We start from the raw sequence: 19,631 nt of genomic DNA on the forward strand, positions 1-19,631 counted from the left end.
ACCAGCTCACGATGGTCCGTCGCGATGCTAAGCGGTAGCCGGCGTGGCTCGACAGCCGGTTACCGATCACGTGGCACAGCCGTACCCCACCCGTCACACACCTGGCACGGTGCCGGCCCGCATTTCCAGCACGTACGCGATGTCGTGGTTCGAGCTGCAGTCCGGCCAGCCCTGGGACTTCATCCAGTCCGGGCTGGCCAAGGGCGCCGCCTGGAACCCCGCCAAGGACTTCGACCCGAGGCTCAACTCCATGATCGACAAGGCGACGCAGAAGGCCCAGGGCGCGGCGCAGACCGCCGCGTTCCGCGAGATCAACGCCTATCTGCAGGACCACGCCTTCAACGCGCCCTGGGATGTGCTGGATGCCGTCCAGGGCAACTCCAAGAAGATCAAGGTGAGGCCCCGGGCCTTTGTCTCGGCTACCGATCTACGACATGGCCCCCGCCGGCTGACGCGACGGGAACAGCCGGGTGAACGGGATCTTGTCCACCTTGACCTTGATGCCGATGTCCTCCAGGGCCTGGGTCATGACCACCTGCTGGCCCGGCGCGACGGAGGAGACATCGAGCATGGTGACGGTGAAACCGTGGGGATAGCCCGCCTCGGCGAGCAGCTTCCTGGCCTTGGCCGGGTCGTAGGCGTAGTTGCTCTCGAGGGATGTGTCGTACCAGGCGCTGTCGGCGGTCGCCATCTGTGAGGTGGCGGTGGCGTAGCCGAGGTTGAGCTTCTCGACGATCGACTCCCGGTCGGAGGCGTAGTTCAGCGCCTGGCGCACCTTCGCCTTGCCCAGGGCCGGCACGATCCCCCCGGTGCGGTCCCAGATGTACAGGCCTTCGACGCTGTCGGCGTGTCCCTGCACCTCAAGGCCTGGCGATCATGCCCGAGGGGTCGACGAAATTCACCACGAGGTCGCCAGGTTCGGCCGGGGACGGGCCTTGGAGTCCAGCCGGACCAGCGAGTCGAAGACGGGCTCGTAGTAGCCGATGGACAGCGTCAGCGTGTCGCCAGGGTGGCGGGGATGTCGACCGAGGCGTGGCCGGGCTCGGCCCACAGACCGGCCAGCACGGTCTGCTGGTAGGCCCACCCCTCGGTGCGGCCACGTTCGGCGATCTCGGCGTGGAAGTCCTTGATGTGCAGGGCGGCGACCCGGTCGGCGTAGTCCGCGATGAGGCCGATGACATCGGCACCGGCCCAGCCGAGGTGGCCGATGTCCGGGCCGAAGGAGAGCACGTCCGCGTCCACGCCGTCGAGGATGAAGCGGGTCTCCTCCTCGGTCTCCGCCCAGGTGCCGATGTGCGGGTGGAACGCGGCGGCGACACCGTTGGCCCTGGTGGTCTCGCCCATGCGGGCGAACACCTCGCGCACCCGCTCCAGCCGTTCGGGAGTCGCCTCGGCGCCCACGGCGGGGCGGTGCACACGGGGGCCTGCTTGTTCATCCCGGTGGCCACGAAGACGATGGGCAGGCCCAGTTCGGCCATCTGGGTGCTGATGCGGTCGGTCTTGTCGAGCAGTTCGCGCAGGCTGCTCTCGTCCTCGGGAGGGGGCCCGAGATATAGCCCGGGGCGGGCGCCAGGCCGTGCTCGCCGAGCAGCCGGCCGTATTCGGCGGCGGACATCTGGGCGGGCACGTCCGCGTGGACGGCGGCGATACCGGCCGCGTGGATGGCCTTGAGGCGCTCGGGCAGGGCCGGTGCCAGAGCGGGGTCGATCCAGCCGTCTTCGGTGGCGATCCACTGCAGGGGGTTGATCGCGATCCGGTCGTGGCGGATGGTCATGCGGGTCCTGCCTCGGGGTTCGGATGTGGTGGGGCGGGCGGGTGTCAGACGGTGAAGAGGGCCTGGGGGCGCTCACATGAACTGGTCAGCGTCACGGACCGGCCCTGCTGGGCGGAGCCCTCCAACGAGCAGAGAGCCTCCAGGACATGGAAGGCGAAGGCGGCGTTGGCGCGGTGCGGGCCGCCCTCGACGGCGTTGGCGAGATCGCGGACGCCGAGCCCGCGGCGGGCCTGCTCGCGGGTCCCGACGGCGCCGAAGAGCTCCAGGGCCGGTTCCAGGACGGTCCATTCGCCGTCCCCGTGCCGCCGGACCCGCACATCGCCGTCGAAGTGGTTCGGGTTGGCCAGCGACAGGGTGCCCTCGCTGCCGTAGATCTCGATGTACGGCAGGTCGCTGTCCCAGACGTCGAAACTCATCTGGGCCGTGGCGATGACACCGGAGGCGAAGGTGAGCACGGCGCCGGTGTGGGTGGGGATGGTGACGTCGATGGTCTCGACGGTCCGACCGGGTGCGGTGACCGTGCGCCGGGGCACGCCTATGCGGCCGGCCGCGGAGACGGTGGAGACGGGGCCGAGGCAGTTGACGAGGATGGCCAGGTAGTACGGACCCATGTCCATCACGGGGCCGCCTCCCGGCTGGAACAGGAAGGCCGGGTTGGGGTGCCAGGTCTCGGCCTTGCTGTGCCCGATGAAGGCGGAGGCGCCGATGGGCGTGCCGATCGAGCCCGAGTCGATCGCCTTGCGGGCCGTCTGTGCGGCGCTGCCGAGGAAGGTGTCCGGCGCCGATCCGAGGACGCGCCCGGTGCGGGCGGCCGCCGCGAGGACGGCTTCGCCGTCGGTGACCGTGGTGGCCAACGGCTTTTCGGCGTAGACGTGTTTGCCCGCTTCCAGGGCCGTGATGACGGTGCGGGCGTGGTGGACCGGCGGCGTCAGGTTGATGACGATGTCCACCGAGTCGTCGGCGTACAGCTCCGCGTCGTCACCCCAGGCCGGGATGGCATGCTCGGCGGCAGCCTGCTTCGCTCGTGCCACATCGATGTCGCCCACCCGCACGATCTCCAGCTCCGGGTAGCGGGCGAGGCCGGTCACATACCGGCCGAAGATGTTGCCGCTGCCCAGGATGCCGATGCGATGGGTCTCTTTGGCCATGGCCGGGGTTCCTCTCCCAGGGAGTGATGCGTGGGGTGTTCGGGTATGCGAGTGATCGACACCTTTGTGTGGAGTGTCGGTGTCTCGCCGGGTTGGCGAGTATTCAAGGGCCCCGGCGGCGCCGGGACGAGATGAACAGTCCGCTCAGTGGCACGCGGGTCGATGTGTTTTCCGTGGTGCTCAATGTGCGTTGTGGCGGGTCACGCTCGAGAAAAGGGCAGGCCAGGGCGGTGTGCGCGGGTCGCGTAAGGCCGCGGCACGGGTGCCGCGGAGGCGGGCCGCGCCTCGTGAAGCGGTCCACCGCCGTTGACTTCGGGAACGGGGGTTGCTAGAGGACGGCCCTCTTCTGAGGGTTGAGTGGGGCGTGTTCGCCTCGCCTCACACCTTGAGTGGGGCGTGTTCGCCTCGCCTCACACCTTCGTTTAGTTCGGCTACCGCGAACAAGAGGCAGTTGTTAATTTTCCTTGCAAACTAATAACGTCTTAAAGGAAGGCTGGTGGCCGGTGATCCACGGCGGCTAGGTTGAGGAAATGCGTGAAAACGACGGTCGTTTCGCCGACCGGGCGCTGCTGCCCGCGGTCCCCGTCGGACTGCGCAGAGTGCTGGACCTCGTGGTGGCCGGCGAGGCGACGAACCGGGCCGAGATCGCGCGGCGCAGCGGTCTGGCCCGCTCCACCGTCGGCCAGCAGGTGGACCAACTCCTCGGCCGTGACATCCTGCAGGAGCTGGAGTCCGGCGAATCGGTGCGCGGGCGGCCCCCGCGGCTGCTGGCGCTGAGCCCGCGGGCGGGCACCATCGCCGTCGCCGACGTCGACAACCTGGAGACGCGGATCGCGATCGCCGACCTCGGCGGAGGCATCCTCGCGCGGGACACGGTGCTCGTGCGGATCGACGCGGGGCCGGAAACGGTCCTGGAGCTGGTGTGCGACCGGCTGTTCGCGCTGCTGGAGCGGTCCGGGTGCGACCCCGACCGGGTCCGTCAGGTGGTGATGGGGCTGCCCGCCCCGGTGGACCCGTGGCGCGGCTCGCCACTCCGGCCCAACGGCATGCCCGGCTGGGACGGTTTCCCGGTGGCCGAACGGCTGCGGACCCGGTTCCGCGCCCCCGCCCAGGTCGACAACGACGCGAACCTCATGGCCCTCGGCGAGGCCGTGCACGCCCGGGCCGAAACCCCGGTGCTCTGCCTCAAGATCGCCACCGGGATCGGCGCGGGGCTCGCCACCGCGGAGGGCCGGATCTACCGCGGCGCGGACGGCGCGGCCGGCGATGTCGGCCACATCCGGTCCCTCGGCGGCGGCAGCGCCCTGTGCACCTGCGGCAACGTCGGCTGTGTGCGCGCCATCGCCTCGCACCGCGCCGTACTGCGGAACCTGGGCATCCCCGAGTCCACCGAGGAGGACCCGCTGCACGGGGTCCACGAACTAGCGGAGCGCGTCGCCAACAACGACCCGCCCGCCGTCCGGGCCCTGCGGCAGGCGGCCACCGAGATCGGCGAACTCGCCGCCATGCTCGTCTACATGTTCAACCCGCGCACCCTCGTCCTCGGCGGGCCGCTCAGCGAACTGCGCGACGACCTGCTCTCCGGGGTGCGGGCCGTGGTGTACCAGCGCGCCCTGCCGCTGGCCACGCGGAAGCTGACCATCACCACCACACAGCTCGGCGCCGCCTCGGCCCTGCACGGCGCGGTGGCCCTCGCCACCGGGGACGTCTTCAGCGAACGCGGAATAGCCCGGCTGCTCGTCGACTGAGGGCTACGGGCTGGGGGTCACGGACCGAGGACTACGACGAACGGGGGCTACGGCTCGGCGCGGTATGCCTCGATCACCGAAAGACGGGTGGTGACGGCCTCCGAGGCGGTCCGCAGCGCCGCCAGCGTACGGGGCACGTTCTGGCGTGCCGTGGGGGCGACGACCGACAGCGCGCCCAGGTAGGCGCCGTCCCGCGGTCCGCGCACGGGTACGGCCACGGCGGAATAGCCGAGCCGGTGTTCCTCGCAGTCGGTGGCGTAGCCCTGTTCCTGGATGCGGACGAGCTCCCCCGGGAGCCGGTCGGCGGTGAGGGTGCGGGCGGTCATCCGGCGCATATGGGGGGTCAGCCGCGCCAGCGGGTACTGCTCGGGCAGCAGGGCCAAGGTGAGCTTTCCCGGGGCCGTGCTGTGCAGTTGGAGCAGCCGTCCGCCGATCGAGGCTCCGGCCCGGTTGCGGTGGCGGCCCGCGTTGTCGATGCACAGCAGGTCGCTGCCGTTCGGCACGGACAGGCTCACCGGGCTGTCGAGGGCCTGCGCGAGGTTCTCCAGGGCCGGCCGTGCGGCGTGGCGCAGGGTGCGCTGCCGGGGCGCGCGCAGCCCGATCGAGTACAGCAGCAGGCCGAGCCGGTAGTCCGAGCCGTCCCGCTCCAGCATTTCGCAGGTGACGAGCTCCTGGCAGAGCCGGTGCACCGTGGCCTTGGCGACCCCGGTGCGCGCCGTGAGCTCCGTGAGGCTGAGGGCGAGGTCGCCGTCGCCGAAGGCGGACAGGATGAGCCCGACCTTGCCGAGGACGGACCTGGGGGACCGCCCGTCCGGCCGGGCTTCCTCGCCGTTGCCACGAGGTACCGCTGCAGTCGTCACGACATGCCCTCCTCGCCCGCTGGCGCCTGACCAAGGACACCATTAGTTCTGAGGATGGACAATATAGAGATTTTTGTGCCTGGCAGGAATGGTGTGAGTGGTCGGAATCCGGCGGGGGCCACCGGCTGCGGCGCCACGTCCGGTGCGCTCAGCGGCCCCCCACCAGGGCGGTGTCGGCGCCCAGCGGGCCGATCGCCCCGGCGCCACCGGGGTGCCCAGCGGGGCGTCCCGGCCGGGCAGGACCTCCTCGAAGAACCGCCGGTTGTCCGCGCGGTGCTCGGGATCGGCCTTCCGGTCCACGGTGATCGCCTGCTCCGGGCAGGCGACCTCGCAGGCGCCGCAGTCGATGCACTCCACCGGGTTGATGTAGAGCTTGCGCTCGCCCTCGTAGATGCAGTCGACCGGGCACTCCTCCACGCAGGACCGATCCATGATGTCAACGCAGGACGCGCCGATGACGTAGGCCATGTCAGTTCTCCTTCTCGGTGGAATGCCCGGGGAACAGCGCCGCCTCCGGGTCGATGACCGTGGCGGCGTTGTTGACGGCCGTGGCGGCCTCGCCGAAGCCGACGGAGATCAGGCGCACCTTGCCCGGGTAGTCGGTGATGTCGCCGGCCGCGAAGACGCGGGGGAGGCTGGTGGCCATGTGGGTGTCCACGGCGATCCGGCGTGCCTCCAGGGTGAGGCCCCAGTCCCGCAGCGGGCCGAGGTCGGCGATGAAGCCGAGGGCCGCCACCACGGTCTGCGCGGGGAGGCGCGTGGTGTCCTTCGTGACGCGGTGGCGGATCTCGACCTCCTCCAGGAGCGCGCCGCCGTACAGGCCACTGACCTCGGAATCCGTGAGGATCTCGATGCCGAGTGCCCGGACCTTCTCCACCGACGCGCGGTGGGCGCGGAACCGCGCGGTGCGATGCACCAGCCGGACCGAGCGCGCCACGGGGGCCAGCAGGGCCGCCCAGTCGAAGGCGCTGTCGCCACCGCCGACGACCACCACGTCATGGCCGGCGTGGGCGGTGGGGTCGGGCACGAAGTACACCTGGCCGCGGCCGAGGAAGTCCTCCCCGGCCGGCAGCGGGCGGGGAGTGAAGGTCCCCACGCCGCCGGTGATCACCACCGCCCCGGCCCGTACGGTCGTCCCCCGGTCGCTGCGGACCACGGGCAGGCCGTCGTCGTAGGACAGCTCCGTCGCGCGGTGGCCGAGGAGATAGCGGGTGCCGTGTGTCTGCGCCTGCGCGACCAGGTTGTCGACCAGGTCGCGGCCGCGGACCGAGGCGAATCCGGCGATGTCGAAGATCGGTTTCTCCGGGTACATCGCGCTGATCTGGCCGCCGCGCTGGGGCAGCACATCCATCACGGCGACACGCAGCCCGCGGAAGCCCGCGCAGTAGGCGCCGTACAGGCCCGAGGGGCCGGCGCCGATGATCAGGATGTCCGTCTCGACCACCGCCGCGTCCTCCGCGGCGACCGGCTCAACGTTGAGAACGCTCATGGAAAAGGAGCGTAGGCAGGTGCGGATCACGGTCCAACGGAATCGGTCCGCCTGCCGGGACAGGGTGCGGAACCGGTGGCGCCGGGACGCCGTGGCCCGGACATGCGGGAGCGGTGGAACCCAAGGCCCCCGCCGGCCTTGGGTTCCACCGCTCCCGCACCCGGACGAGCCGGGCCGTCATCCGGCGAGCGTCACCTCGACCGTCCCCGTGACGCATTCGGAGCCGTCGGCCTTGAGGATGCGCGCGTCCAGACGGACCCGCGCGCCCTCGACCGAGGACACCGTCGCGGCCCAGGTCAGCTGCTCACCGGCCACCGCCGTGGCCACGTTGCGCCACGCCACCGACTCCAGCCGGGCGCCCGGCCCGGCCCACTCCAGGGCATTGCGGCTGAGCGTCTCGCCGTGCAGCGTCGACTGCACCACCGTGTCGGGAAACCCCTCCGACGCCGCGAACGCGGCGTCGTAATGGATCCGGTGCGCGTTCCACGACACGGCGCTGAAGCGGAACAACTGCACACTGGTGTGGGCGTACCGGCGCGGCGGACACTCGGTCCCGGCAGCGGGCGCCGTCATCGGTCACCTCCGGTGGCGTCGAGCACCACGATCGTCTCCTCCACGGACGTCAGCTCGCTCCCGTCGGGCGACAGGAACCGGGTCCGCACGCCCAGGAGGACGAACTCGCCCGACCGTCCGTGCTTGTGCCGCGCGGAGACGACCGCACGGGCCGCCGTGATCCGCGTACCGGCCACCGGGGGCCGGACCAGGCGCACCGACTGGCCGCCGTGCACCTGGCGTACCGGGAGACCTTCGGTGCACGGCGACTCGCGCCGGGCGAGGCCATCCGGCCGCAGTTCGTCCTCCGGCGGGCCGTCCTCCCAGCTCATGGTGGCCGCGAGGAACAGGGCGGGCGCCTCGACGGGCCGGCCGTCCGCTTCCAGGACGCGGGCCCGGCGGATGTACGCGCCGTCGTTGAGGGCGGCCGCGTAACGGCAGAAGTCCTTGACCGTCGGGGTGCCGCAGTCCTCGTCCCGCCACTGGTCGATCAGCTCCCGCGCCCGTGCCAGCACCTCGTCCAGCGCGGGGGAGGACACGACGGGCGCCGTCACAGCGCCGACCTCAGCGAGCGGCTGATGCCAAGGCCCGCCGTACGCAGCGCGCTGGCATGGGCGATCGCGTCCACCCGGTAGGTCGGCGCCGTGATCGACAGGGCCCCGGCGAGGGTGTTCTGCCGGCCGAAGACCGGGACCGCCATGCTCATATAGCCGAGCCGGACCTCCTCCGCCTCGGTGGCGATGCCCTGGTCGCGGACGCGGTCCAGCTGGGTGCGCAGCCGGCCCGGCGAGGTGATGGTGTGGCGGGTGAACGGTTTGAGCCCGCTCCTGATCACCTCGCCGAACAGGCTGCCGGGGGAGTGGGCGAGGATCGCCTTGCCGGTCGCCGTGCAGTACAGCGGAAGCCGCCCCGCCACCCGCGACTCCTCGCTCAGCCCCCGGTGGGGGAGGATCTTCTCCAAATACACCACGTCCAGCCCGTCATGGATGGCGAAGTGGATGGTCTCCCGCGTGGCCAGCAGCAGATCCTCCATATACGGCTGGGCCACCTCCCGCAGGATGCGCTGCCGGTGCACCCGCTGCCCGATCTCGAACAGGCGCAGTCCGAGCCGGTAGTTGCAGCCCGCCCGCTCCAGCAGCCCCCATGCGACCAGCTCCTGGGACAGCCGGTGGACGGTCGCCTTCGCCACTCCCGAACGGCGCACCAGATCGGCGAGCGAAAGTGAGTCGTCGTCGGCGGTGAACGCCTCCAGGATGGACCGGACCTTGCCGAGGACGGAGTTCATCGGGTCGGGACAGGCTCTGACGGCTTGGTCGATGGGGACTACGGTCATGACAGGTACCTCACGATCAGGTGGCCGAGGACGCGGCGAGGAACTCCAGGCTGAGCGGGTTGTACAGATCGGCCTTCTCGTGCTGCGGCCAGTGGCCGCACTCGTTGAACACCTCCAGCCGCGCCCCGGGGATCGCCGCCGCGATGGCCTCGGCCTCCGGCACGTCGCCGAGCGGGTTCTTGTTGCCCCACACCACCAGGGTCGGCGCCTTGATCCGGCCCATGCGGTCGGGCCGCAGCAGGTTGCGCTCGCGGGCCTCCGGCTCCTGGAGCGCCAGCAGATTGTGCAGGTTCCGCTGGAAATCGGGGTGGTGGTAGATGTCGTAGCGGATCCGGGTCAGCTCCTCGCCCAGGTCCTCGTCCCAGTGGGCCCACAGCAGCCGCAGCCGCTCCCGGGTGAAGGCGATGTCGTCCTTGAGGGCCGCGTCGCTGGTGGACGTCTTCAGCCGCTCCATGATCGCCGGGTTGATCTTCGTACCGCCCATGCACAGAAGCTGGAGCGAGGCGACCCGGTCCGGGTGCTCGCTCGCGGCCCACGACCCCACCCAGCCGCCCAGCGACTCGCCGACCAGATGGGCGCGCTCGGCGCCGACGGCGTCCAGATAGGCCATCAGGTGCTCGACGTACAGGGGGATCTCGGCCGGGCGGTCGGGCTTGCCCGTGTAGCCGTGGCCCAGCATGTCGATGGAGTGGCAGCGGTAGCGCTCGGCGTGCGCCGGGATGTTCCGTACGAACGCCTCCAGGTGGCCGGTCGTCCCGTGCAGGAACACCACATGCTCGCCGTCCTCGGGACCGGCTTGCAGGGCGCGGGTCTTGAAGTCGCCGGTGTCGACGTAGGCGTGCCGGTAGTCGATGCCCGACAGCTCGTTCCAGATGCTCATGACTGCCTTTCGCTGGTCTGCGCGGGGGTCTGTGCGGGGGCCTGTGCGGGATCGAGGACGGCGACCCCCATGCCGGTGAGCCATTCGGGCATCGGTTCATAGGCCAGCCGCCGGCCCGGGATGTGATCGAGCAGCGCGGACATCAGCAGCCAGGTGCGCAGCTCCTGGGCGCCGTTGCCGGCCACCTTCTCCAGTTCCGCGGTGGTGTACTCGGTGAGGCGGTGCGCCTGTCCCCGCTCCATCCAGGACAGGAACTCCTCGTCGAACTCCGGGTTGAGCGACGCCTCGGCGGCCCGGATGATCTCGCGGCGGCGCACGTCGTAGTCCTGCCAGTTCTCCCGGCCGTTGAGCCAGGCCCCGACCATGAACTCCTCGTCCTCGCCGTTCGGGTCGCGCCAGTCCGGCCAGGGCAGCCGGTGGGACAGCCCGCCGGAGCCGATGACGGCCACCCGGCGGTCGCCGGGGAAGGCCAGGACCGCCTCCCGGATCGCCCGGCCCAACTGTTCGCAGCGCTCCAGGGTGGGCAGCGGCGGCGCGAAGACGTTCACCACGAGCGGTACCAGGTCGACGTCGAGCCCGTCGAGCAGATACTGGACGGCGTGCGACTGGCCGTGGTCGATCTGCAGCCGGGCGGAGAACGCCACGTCGAAACCGGACCGCTCCACGAGCGAGCCCGCGAGGTGGAGGGCCAGCTCCCGGTCCACCGGCTGCGGGCCCTTCGGGGTGGCGGACTCGCCGCTGGCGACGCACTCGTCCACCCCGATGGTGAAGCTGGGGATCAGGTCGAGCCAGAACCCCCGGAAGTGGTTGGAGCCGACCAGGACCACTGTGTCCGGGCGGGCCGCGGCCAGCGCGTCCCGCGCCTGGCCGAGCGCGTCCCGGAACCGCTCGGCGCGGTCCTTGTGGTACGTCTCCTCCCAGTGGGTGTTCATCAGCGTGCTGTGCGACGCTCCGACCCCCAGGACGATCTCGGTCATGCCCCTGCTCCTTCCAGCTCGTCGCGGGACCGGGTGACGGTGTCCACGGCCGTGCGGACCAGATGGCGCGTGAGCTTCTCCATGGCCCGCAGCGACACCGTGTTCATGCCGCGGGCGAAGTCGATCTCGAACGGCGCCTCCGCCACCTTGGGCATGCCGACCCGCACCGTGGGGATGCCGCGGCCGCGCAGGATGTTGGCGTCGGTGGCGCCGCTGTTCCCGGGGATCACCTCGTACTCGCGCCCCTCCAGCGCCTCCCAGGCGGCCGTGGCGCTGCGGTGGATCCACGACTCGCGGGGGGTGCGGGTGCCGGGAATCGCCAGCACCATCTCCGCCCGGACGTCGAGCCCGGGCGAGGCGGCCCGCAGTGCGGCCAGCGCGTCCATGAACTCGCGCTTGGCCCGCATCGGTGTGATGTCCGGGCTGATCCGCAGGTCCACCATCAGGGTGCACACGGCGGGGGTGACCGCCGCCATCCGCGGCCAGCCGCCACGGATGGAGGAGACGATGCCCTGCGGCGCCACCGTGCCCGAGGTGTGCCGCTCGGCGTACCCCTCGAACCACTTCTCCAGGTACGCGGCCACCTCCCCGGCGCGGGCGATGGCGTTGTCGTACGGGAGCCGGTGGCGGGAGCCCGCGTAGGTGTGGATGCCGCCGACCGTCACCTCGAACCAGACCAGTCCGACCTCGTCCCACGAGACGGTCCAGCCGGGCTTGGCGATGACCGCGTAGTCGGTCCACACCCCCTGCTCCAGCAGGAACGAACACCCGGCGCCCTGGCCGGTGTTGAGGCGGGTGCCCACGGGCCGGGCGTTGGTGGGCATCCCGCCCGCGCCGAACGCCGCGACCAGATCACCGGCGAGCGGGACACCGGCCAGCGAGATCGCCTCGACGGCCATCATCACGCACGCAGCGTGGCCCTTGGGGTTGGAGGCGCCGAGCCCGGTGACCAGGTCGTCGTACACGGTGGCCGCGGGGCGCATGTCCTCGCGCAGCTCCGGGCCGATCCACGGCACGTCCTCGCTCTCCTCGCCCACCGTCAGGGTGTCGATGGGCGCGTACAGCATCAGGTCGGGGCCGGTGCCGTCACCGGTCAGCCGCCCCCAGGCGTTGGCCTGGCGGTCGTCGAGGGGCTGGACGGCCGCGTGGCAGCCGGCGGTGCGCAGGGTGCCGGCGATATGGGCGGCCAGCGGGCCCTCGTCACCGGTCGGGCTGGGAATGTTCACCAGGCCCGTGATCAGCTCGCGGAGCCGGTCGGTGCTGATGTGGCGGGCGGCGTCCAGGGCCCAGGACCGCCGCCGCTCATCCAGTCCCGCCAGGCCGTCGGCGGTCACTGGTTGATCCTGTGGACCTGGGTCATCGTGGTCCGCGCGATGCGCTTTGTGGCCAGTGGGATCCCGACGGCGATCGCGGCGCCCAGCAGCAGGGTGAACAGCTTACGGAACATGTCATGCCTTCTCTTCGGGTGCGGACGCACCGTCGACCGCGGCCAGCTTCTTGCCGTACTCCTCCTCGCTCAGATTCCGCCAGGCGGTGAGCGAGATATCGGGTCGGTAGAGCTTCTCCGGCGGGGCGTCGGTGACATCGACCATCCACGCGTCCTGGCCGGAGAACTGGCCGTGGAACAGCCAGCGGATCGCGCCGAGGTACTTGGCGTAGAAGCGCAGGGTCTCCCAGCCCTCGGTGAAGTTGACCATCACACCGACATAGCGGTGGTTGTCCTCGTCGACCGGGACGTAGAACTCGTAGTGGATGAACTTGGGGTAGGCGATGCGCAGCACGCCCGGCATCGACAGGGAGGCGAACCCGGGGAAGTCCTGCGCCTCGATCGTCGGGTCGACGCTGTCGGCCTTGCCGGTGTTGCCGATGTTGAAGGTCTCCTTGGGCGGCTGCATCTTCCACCACCGCTTGTTGGACCAGCGGCCCACCCCCGGGAACTCGGCGTCCCAGTGGACCTCGTCCTGGACCCGGAAGATCCACCGGCCACGCGGCACGATCCGGGTGATGTTCCAGGTCGGCATGGGCTTGAACAGCCGCCACAGGGCCGTGCGATGCAGATACTTGGCGTGGCCCTCGTCGAAGCCGTTCTCGCAGGCGAACCGCCAGTTGCCACCGCGCGGCTCGATCCGCCCGCCCATCACGAAGGCGTTGGAGACGAGCTCCTCCGGAAGCTGGGAGTCGATCGAGTGCGGCTCCTCGTCGGCGATCGGGATGTACACCCACACCATGCCGAGGCGCTCCTCGACCGGGTAGGTGCGCACGCCCAGCTTGCCGGTGAGCCGGCACCCGGGGCCGTCGGTGATGACCGCCGACAGCCGCCCGGTGGGCAGATCGAAGGTCCAGCCGTGGTAAGGGCAGCTGACCGTGCCCGGGAACTGCTGGTTGCCCTCGGACAGCGGCACACCGCGGTGCGGGCACCGGTTGTGCAGGGCGTACGCCGTACCGTTGTCGCGGATCAGCGCGATCCGCTCGCCGCAGATGGTGAACGGCAGTGGCTTTCCCGTGACCTGGCTGGACCAGGTGACCGGATACCAGTAGCCGCGGAAGCCCGCTGCGGCGCCGTCGTAATGGGGCCAGGACGACCAGTCCTGGCGACCGGGCTCGGCGGGTTTTCTGCGGCGGCTCCGGACGGGGGTGGCCGTGTCGGGAGAGTCCTCGACCGTCATCGTGCGTGTCCTCCTGCTGCCGGTTTTCGGTGGACCCGAGCATCCGGCGCGGCGCGGATCCGCCCAAGGGATCCGGTCCGCTCAGCAGACCGCTCCCTTCCCGAGGGAGGACGAGACGGCGGCCGCGGCGGCGCGTCCCGCTGAGCGGACCCGTCCCGGTGCGCGGACGGCGGGCGCGGTCTAGCGTGCGCGGGGTCCGCCACCACCGAACACGGCCGTGAGCCCGTGGATACGGAGCGAAAACGTGAGCCACCCGACGTCACAATCCCTGGTGCTGGAGGAGTTCGGCACCCTGCCGCGGCTCGTCGAGCGGCCGGTCCCCGAGCCACGGCCCGGCCACACCCTGGTGCGGATGAGGTCGGCCGCCGTCAGCCACCTCGATCTGAACGTCGTCGACGGCAAGTTCGGCATCCTCCCCGACCTGCCGTCGATTCCCGGCACCGCCGGCAGCGGCACCGTCGTCACCTCCGATGTCCACCCCGAGGGGAGCCTCGTCCTCCTCCGCGGCAAGGCCCTCGGAATGCGCCGCGACGGCGCCTGGAGCGAGCACGCGCTGGTCCCCGACGCCGCCGTGGAGGCCGTGCCCGAGGGCACGGACCCCGCCATGGCCTGCTGCTACTTCTCGCCCGCGGGGACGGCGTGGGCCTCGGTGCACGCCGTGGCGGGCGTCCGGCCCGGGGAGCGGGTCCTGGTGACCGGTGCGGCCGGTGCGGTGGGCGCGCTCACCGTGCAGGTCGCGGCCCGGACCGGAGCCGAGGTGATCGGCGTGGTGGGCCGCCCCGCCAAGCTGCCGCATGTCCCGGCCCCCGCCAAGGTGGTGCTCGCCACCGACCTGTGCGCCGACGCGGTCGGAGGCCCGGTGGACGTCGTCATCGACACCGTGGGCGGGCCGGTCCTGCGCGACTCCCTGCCGCTGGTGCGTCCCCGTGGCCGGGTCGCCCTCGTCGGCTACACCGCGGGCCGGGAGTTCACCGTGGACCTGGCGGACTTCCTCCTCGCCGATGTGTCGCTGCTGCCGGTGAACCTGATGACCCGGGGCAAGGAGGTCGCCGCCGACACCAAGCGGATGCTCGGCGACCTCACCTCCGGGGAGCTCACCCTGCCCATCGAGCACCATCGCATCGACGGCCTGGCGGAAGCCGTGGCACGCCTGCGGTCCGGGGAGGCGATCGGCAAGGTGGTCCTCGATCTCGGCTGAGGGATGCTCCCGGATCCCGCCCGAGGGGTGATCCCGGACCTCGCCCGAGGGACGTTCTCGCCCGAGCGATCTCATCCCGACGCGGGGCGCGGTCAGCCCATCAGGACCACGGCCGTGCCCCGGCAGCACACCACATCACCCTGCCCACCGTGTTCGACCAGCTCCAGGGTGACCCGCCCCGTCTCCGGATCGACCTCGCCGACCGTGCCGCTCACCACGAGCCGCTCCCCGGCGAGGGCCGGGGCCCGGTTCCGCCATCCGACCTCCAGCACCTGTCCGCCCGGACCCGCGAAGCTCCTGGCGGCCCGGTGCATCAGACAGCCGTGCAGCTGCGCCATGACGACCGGGCCGTCCAGCCCCTCGGAACGCGCGAACCCGGTGTCGTAGTGGATGCGGTGGGCATTGCGGGTGACCGCCCCGAACCGCAGCAGCGTGACGGCATCCGGGGTGAACTCCACCGGTGGTACGGGCTGCCCCGTATGAACCCTCATCGGACGATGAACCTCTCCCGCACCCGGACGAGCGTGCCCCGCTCCGCCGTGTACGTCTTCTCGACGGTCAGCAGCAGGAACGGCGTTCCGCTGCCCTTGCGTTCGACATCCGTGAGGACCCGGCGGACCTGGATCCGGTCGCCCGCCCTCACCTCGCCGGTGAACCGGACCTCCTGGCCGCCCGCCATCAGCCGCACATCCAGGCCGTCGGTGCCCGGGACCTCGTCGCGGTACATGCCGTCCGGCCGGAACTCCTCCTGGCCAACGCCTCCCGCACCGCGCAACAGGCTCACCGGGTACATCGGGTGGACGGTGAAGTCCGGGTGGCCGGGGTCGACCAGATGCGGGCCGGTCTCCCCGGCCGAGCGCGCGAACTCCGCCGCGTCCTCGGCCCGTACGACCCCCAGGTCCCGGTGTTCCGGGCGGCCGATCGCCGCCCTGGCCCGTTCCTCGGCAACTTCCCACGCGGACATGTACTGCCTTTCTGCGCACGACTACCGCGGACACGTCGGACCGGGAGGCTAGCCACCGCCCGGAGGCGGTCACCACGGGACCGGCCCGCTCAGCGGACCGGACCGCTTGGGGGGAGATCACCGGCACCACACCATCGGGGCATGGACCTCATGAACATCCAGAAGCCGCCGGAGGGCGCCCACGCGGAAGCGGACGGCGTCACGTACCACTACATCGAGCTGGGCACGCCGGGCGGCAGCCCGACGGTCTTCCTCCACGGCGGCGGCCCCGGGTGCACGGGCTGGTCCGACTTCGGACAGGTGGCGCCGCTGTTCGCCCAGGACCGCCACTGCTTCCTCGTGGACATCCTGCAGTACGGCAAGTCGGCGAAACCTGTCATCGAAGGCCCCATGTGGGACTACCACGCCGCCAAGACGGTCGCCCTGCTCGACACCCTGGGCATCGAACGCGCCGACTTCGTGTGCAATTCCTGGGGCGGAACCATCGCGCTGAACCTGGCCGCGAAGTACCCCGAGCGGGTCCGGTCGCTGACGATCACCGGCAGCATGCCCGTGTTCCACGGCCCGCTGGCCCCGCTGCCCGAGGGCGGCCGGCGCGGCCGCAACGCGCGTGATGTGTACTACGGCGGCACCGGCCCCTCCTGGGAGAAGATGCGGGACCTGATCGCCCGCCTGGAGTGGTACGACGCCGGTGCCATCCCCGACGACACCGTCACCCTGCGCTACGAGCAGAGTCTCGACCCGGAGGAGACCGCCCTCGCCGGCGCCTCCGACAACCCCCGCGGCGACTGGCAGGACCTCACCGCGGAGCTCGGCGCCATCCAGGCCCCCACCCTCTTCATCTGGGGCATGTACGACGCGTTCCTCACCCCCGACTATCCGCTGATGCTCGCCCGCATGGTCCCCAAGGGCAATCTGCACGTCATGGACCAGGTCTCCCACCACCTTCAGGAGGAGCGGCCGCACGATTACTACACGGCGGTCACCGGCTTCCTCAACCAGCAGCACGCCTGAGCATCCCGCGGAGGAGATGTGAGCAACCCGGCCGTACGCGTCGTCGAACTGTCCAGCCCCTTCACCCGGTTCGCGGGCCGGCTCCTGGTCGGCCTCGGATATGAGGTCGTCCTGGTCGAGCCCGAGGAGGGGGATCCGACCCGGCGGGAACTGGACGGCGACGCGTTCGTCCACTGGCACGCCGGTAAACGGTCGGTGACCCCCGCGTCCCCGGAGGAACTGCGGCGCCTGGTGGAGGGAGCGGATGTCCTTCTCGACGGGACACCGGACGGCGCGCCGGAGGCCGTCGCGGGTCTGGACCACCTCGTCCACGTCCGTGTCACCCCCTTCGGGACGGTGGGTCCCCGCAGCCACTGGCAGGGCACCGATCTGGTGGTCGCCGCGCTCGGCGGCATGCTCGCGCAGGTCGGCGACCCGGACGGCCCGCCGCTGCGCCTGCCGGAGAACCAGGCGGAGCAGCTCGCCGGTGTGCACGGCGCGATCGCCGCGCTGCTCGGACTGCGGGCGCGGCGCACCGGGCCGGGCCAGCTCGCCGATGTGTCCGCCCAGGCGTGCGCGGCCGCCGCGCTGGAGGCCGGCACTCTCGCCTATCTGCACGAGGACCGGGTGCCGGGACGCCCCGGCCGGGTGCATCCGCTGGTGCCGCACGGACTGTTCCGGGCCGCCGACGGCTATCTGGGCGGTGGCCTCGGCGGCAGTCCCCGCATGTGGGACGCGCTCCTCGCCTGGCTGCGCGAGGAGGGCGCCGAGGCCGACCTGGCCGAGCCGCGCTGGCAGGACCCGGTGGAGCGCAAGAAGTACCAGCAGCACGTCTTCGAGGTGGTGCAGGACTTCGCGGGCCGGTGGCCGAAGGCCGAATTCGCCGAGCTCGCCCAGTCCAGGAAGCTGCCCTGGGCGTCCGTAGACCTGCCGCACGAGATGCCCGGCAACCCGCAGCTCGCCGCCCGTGACTTCTTCCTCCGCGCCGGGGGCCGCACCGACCTGGGCTTCCCCTTCGCGTTCCCGGAAGGCCACCGGATCAAGGAGCTGGACGTCCCGGAACGGGGTGCGGACCAGCGGCTGCTGCAGGAGCACCGGCCGGCCCCACGGGTGCCCGCGGCGTCCGCGGAACCCGCGCGGCCCGCCCTGCACGGCGTTCGCGTCCTGGACCTGACCTGGGTGCTCGCCGGGCCCTACTGCACCAAGGTGCTCGCCGACCATGGCGCCGATGTCATCAAGGTCGAGTCGCTGGGCCGTCCCGACCCCACCCGGTTCGCGCCCTTCATGCATCTGTCCCGCGGCCCGCACACCGATCCCAACACCAACGGCTACTTCAACGAGGTCAATCGCAACAAGCGCAGCCTGGCCCTGGACACCCGCACCGAGGACGGCATCGCCGTACTGCGCGAGCTCATCGCCTCCTGCGACGTCCTGGTGGAGAACTTCAGCGCCACCGTCATGACCAAACTGGGCCTGGGCTACGACACCCTCCGCGAGATCAACCCCCGCCTGGTGTACGTCAGCATGTCCGGCATGGGACACAGCGGCCCGCGCAGCGGCTGGGTGTCCTACGCGGACACCGTGTCGGCCTCCTCGGGGCTCACCGGCCTGACCGGATGGGGCCCGGACGACGTGGTCGGGGTGATCTACGGCCACGGCGACATCGTCGCCGGACTGCAGGCCGCGCTCGCCACCGCCGCCGCCCTGGAACACCGGGAGGAGACCGGGCGCGGACAGCACATCGACCTGTCCCAGCTCGAGGCGATCGCCTCGCATATGGGCACCAGTCTGCTCAACCCCGTCGAGCCCGCCGGGAACACCGATCCGCGGTGGCGCCCACAGGGCGTGTACCGCTGCCTCGGCGCGGACCGCTGGCTGGCCGTCAGCGTCCGCGACGACACCGAATGGGCCCGGCTGTGCACGGCGATCGGACGCCCCGGCCTCGCCACCGACGAACGCACCCGCACCGCGGCCGACCGCGCACACCACGCCGACCTGGTCGACGACGCCCTCGCCGGCTGGGCCAGGACCCTGCCGGCCGACGCCGCCGCCGAACTCCTCCAGGAGCACGGCATACCCGCGGGCGCGGTGCAGGACGGCCGTGACCTCGTCGAACAGGACCCGCAGCTACGGGCCAGGGGCTTCTACGTCCGCGCGGAACACCCGGTGGCGGGCGCCTTCCTGCACGAGGGGCCGCCCATCCGGCTCACCCGCACCCCGGGCGGCGTCCGCACGGCGGCACCCGTGCTCGGCGCCGACACCGACGACGTGCTGCGCGAGGTCGCGGGGCTGCCACCGGAGCGGATCCGCGAACTGCGCGAGCGCGAGGTGCTGCGGTGACCTCCCTGACGATTCCCGGGCTGCTCCACACCGCGGCCCGGGACCACGGGGACCGCCCCTTCCTGCGGATCGGGGACACCGTCCGCACCTACCGCCGGACGCGAGAGGCCGCCGCCACCATGGCGGGGGCCCTCGCGGCCCGCGGCTGCCGCCCGGGCGACCGCATCGCGGCGATGACGGGCAACCGGGTCGAACTCGTCGACCTGTTCCTCGGCGCCGCCTGGCTCGGCGCCGAGCTGGTCCCGCTGAACACGCAGCTGCGCGGCAGCGGGCTGCGGAACGTCCTGGACCAGGCCCGCCCCACCCAGCTGCTCGCGGAGGAGGAGACGGCGGAGCGCCTGCGGGCGGCCGGGTACCGGGGGACGCTGTGGCTCGCGGGAGCGGACGACGTGCCCCGGCCGGGCCACGGCCCCGCCCTGCCGGCGGCCCCCGTCCGCCCGGGCGACACCGCGTGCGTCCTCTTCACCTCCGGGACCACCGGAACCTCCCGTGGGGTCCGCTGCCCCCACGCCCAGTTCGTCTGGTGGGGGCGCAACGTCTCCGGCGCGCTGCGCCTCACCGCGGACGACGTCCTCTACACCTGCCTGCCGTTGTTCCACACCAACGCGCTGAACGCGCTGGCGCAGGCGATGACCGTGGGGGCGGCGTACACCCTCGCCCCCGGTTCTCGGCCTCCCGGTACTGGACCGAGGCGGCCGCGGCCGGGGCC

20 protein-coding genes and 2 pseudogenes are annotated in these 19,631 nt (G+C 71.6%); 5 read left to right on the forward strand and 17 right to left on the reverse strand.

Features of this window, described 5'->3' with window-relative positions:
• Positions 1-93: 93 nt before the first annotated feature.
• The 5 genes from BLV72_RS35850 to BLV72_RS35865 form a co-directional block, all read right to left on the reverse strand.
• Entirely contained in the window at positions 94-315 is a 222-nt protein-coding gene (locus tag BLV72_RS35850) for a hypothetical protein (protein WP_093467611.1), read from the reverse strand.
• Between the two features lie 112 nt (positions 316-427).
• Positions 428-859 carry an ABC transporter substrate-binding protein gene (locus BLV72_RS35855; protein WP_244321177.1) on the reverse strand — a complete coding sequence of 144 codons (432 nt, stop codon included), beginning with the start codon at positions 857-859 and terminating at the stop codon, positions 428-430.
• Between the two features lie 134 nt (positions 860-993).
• Positions 994-1,416: a sugar phosphate isomerase/epimerase family protein gene (locus BLV72_RS50450; RefSeq protein WP_244321178.1), complete on the reverse strand. Its 423-nt coding sequence runs from the start codon at positions 1,414-1,416 to the stop codon at positions 994-996.
• Positions 1,417-1,432: 16 nt separating this feature from the next.
• Positions 1,433-1,774: a hypothetical protein gene (locus BLV72_RS50455; RefSeq protein ID WP_244321179.1), complete on the reverse strand. Its 342-nt coding sequence runs from the start codon at positions 1,772-1,774 to the stop codon at positions 1,433-1,435.
• 44 nt (positions 1,775-1,818) lie between these two features.
• Positions 1,819-2,922, reverse strand: coding sequence for a Gfo/Idh/MocA family protein (locus tag BLV72_RS35865; protein WP_093467612.1), 1,104 nt, complete (start codon positions 2,920-2,922; stop codon positions 1,819-1,821).
• 530 nt (positions 2,923-3,452) lie between these two features.
• On the opposite strand from BLV72_RS35865, the gene BLV72_RS35870 reads away from it, so the two are divergent.
• Positions 3,453-4,670: an ROK family protein gene (locus BLV72_RS35870; RefSeq protein ID WP_093467614.1), complete on the forward strand. Its 1,218-nt coding sequence runs from the start codon at positions 3,453-3,455 to the stop codon at positions 4,668-4,670.
• A gap of 47 nt (positions 4,671-4,717) precedes the next feature.
• Here BLV72_RS35870 and BLV72_RS35875 read toward each other — a convergent pair whose 3' ends face one another.
• From BLV72_RS35875 to BLV72_RS35920, 10 genes and pseudogenes are all read right to left on the reverse strand, one after another.
• Positions 4,718-5,530: an IclR family transcriptional regulator gene (locus BLV72_RS35875; RefSeq protein ID WP_093467615.1), complete on the reverse strand. Its 813-nt coding sequence runs from the start codon at positions 5,528-5,530 to the stop codon at positions 4,718-4,720.
• Positions 5,531-5,678: 148 nt separating this feature from the next.
• Positions 5,679-5,998 (reverse strand): annotated as a pseudogene (locus tag BLV72_RS35880) (indolepyruvate ferredoxin oxidoreductase subunit alpha).
• A 1-nt stretch (position 5,999) separates the two neighbouring features.
• Positions 6,000-7,019, reverse strand: a complete 1,020-nt coding sequence (locus BLV72_RS35885; RefSeq protein ID WP_093467617.1) for an NAD(P)/FAD-dependent oxidoreductase — start codon at positions 7,017-7,019, stop codon at positions 6,000-6,002.
• Positions 7,020-7,196: 177 nt separating this feature from the next.
• A complete protein-coding gene (locus BLV72_RS35890; RefSeq protein ID WP_078646176.1) occupies positions 7,197-7,592 on the reverse strand; it encodes a hotdog family protein in 396 nt (131 codons plus the stop codon).
• On the reverse strand, positions 7,589-8,125 hold the full coding sequence (locus BLV72_RS35895) for a MaoC family dehydratase N-terminal domain-containing protein (protein WP_093467618.1): 537 nt from the start codon (positions 8,123-8,125) through the stop codon (positions 7,589-7,591). Before BLV72_RS35895 ends, BLV72_RS35890 begins: the two co-directional genes overlap by 4 nt.
• Complete coding sequence (locus tag BLV72_RS35900) at positions 8,122-8,904, reverse strand: IclR family transcriptional regulator (protein ID WP_059145574.1); 783 nt, start codon at positions 8,902-8,904, stop codon at positions 8,122-8,124. Before BLV72_RS35900 ends, BLV72_RS35895 begins: the two co-directional genes overlap by 4 nt.
• A 16-nt stretch (positions 8,905-8,920) precedes the next feature.
• Complete coding sequence (locus BLV72_RS35905; RefSeq protein ID WP_093467620.1) at positions 8,921-9,784, reverse strand: alpha/beta fold hydrolase; 864 nt, start codon at positions 9,782-9,784, stop codon at positions 8,921-8,923.
• Entirely contained in the window at positions 9,781-10,761 is a 981-nt protein-coding gene (locus BLV72_RS35910) for a DODA-type extradiol aromatic ring-opening family dioxygenase (RefSeq protein ID WP_093467621.1), read from the reverse strand. Before BLV72_RS35910 ends, BLV72_RS35905 begins: the two co-directional genes overlap by 4 nt.
• Complete coding sequence (locus BLV72_RS35915) at positions 10,758-12,095, reverse strand: M20 family metallopeptidase (protein ID WP_093467623.1); 1,338 nt, start codon at positions 12,093-12,095, stop codon at positions 10,758-10,760. The genes BLV72_RS35910 and BLV72_RS35915 overlap by 4 nt, the downstream gene beginning before the upstream one ends.
• 114 nt (positions 12,096-12,209) lie before the next feature.
• Positions 12,210-13,427 (reverse strand): Rieske 2Fe-2S domain-containing protein, encoded by a 1,218-nt coding sequence (locus tag BLV72_RS35920; RefSeq protein WP_093467624.1) that lies wholly within the window; start codon positions 13,425-13,427, stop codon positions 12,210-12,212.
• Positions 13,428-13,671: 244 nt separating this feature from the next.
• Between BLV72_RS35920 and BLV72_RS35925 the strand changes: the two genes are divergently transcribed.
• On the forward strand, positions 13,672-14,625 hold the full coding sequence (locus BLV72_RS35925; protein WP_093467626.1) for a quinone oxidoreductase family protein: 954 nt from the start codon (positions 13,672-13,674) through the stop codon (positions 14,623-14,625).
• A 92-nt stretch (positions 14,626-14,717) separates the two neighbouring features.
• On the opposite strand, the gene BLV72_RS35930 is transcribed toward BLV72_RS35925, so the two are convergent.
• Both BLV72_RS35930 and BLV72_RS35935 read right to left on the reverse strand, forming a co-directional pair.
• A complete protein-coding gene (locus BLV72_RS35930) occupies positions 14,718-15,116 on the reverse strand; it encodes a hotdog family protein (protein ID WP_093467627.1) in 399 nt (132 codons plus the stop codon).
• The gene (locus BLV72_RS35935) at positions 15,113-15,589 is read right to left on the reverse strand and encodes an FAS1-like dehydratase domain-containing protein (protein WP_093467629.1); all 477 of its coding nucleotides are present in this window, start codon (positions 15,587-15,589) and stop codon (positions 15,113-15,115) included. The genes BLV72_RS35930 and BLV72_RS35935 overlap by 4 nt, the downstream gene beginning before the upstream one ends.
• Before the next feature lie 141 nt (positions 15,590-15,730).
• Here BLV72_RS35935 and BLV72_RS35940 point away from each other — a divergent pair, with 141 nt between their 5' ends.
• The 3 genes and pseudogenes from BLV72_RS35940 to BLV72_RS50460 form a co-directional block, all read left to right on the forward strand.
• Entirely contained in the window at positions 15,731-16,603 is an 873-nt protein-coding gene (locus tag BLV72_RS35940; RefSeq protein ID WP_093467631.1) for an alpha/beta fold hydrolase, read from the forward strand.
• An 18-nt stretch (positions 16,604-16,621) separates the two neighbouring features.
• A complete protein-coding gene (locus BLV72_RS35945; protein ID WP_093467632.1) occupies positions 16,622-18,922 on the forward strand; it encodes a CaiB/BaiF CoA-transferase family protein in 2,301 nt (766 codons plus the stop codon).
• Positions 18,919-19,533, forward strand: a pseudogene (locus BLV72_RS50460) (AMP-binding protein); the annotation flags it as partial. The gene BLV72_RS35945 and the pseudogene BLV72_RS50460, both read left to right, overlap by 4 nt.
• Positions 19,534-19,631: the final 98 nt, after the last annotated feature.

The sequence above is a fragment of the Streptomyces melanosporofaciens genome, assembly GCF_900105695.1.
GTDB classification, from domain to species: Bacteria; Actinomycetota; Actinomycetes; order Streptomycetales; family Streptomycetaceae; genus Streptomyces; species Streptomyces antimycoticus.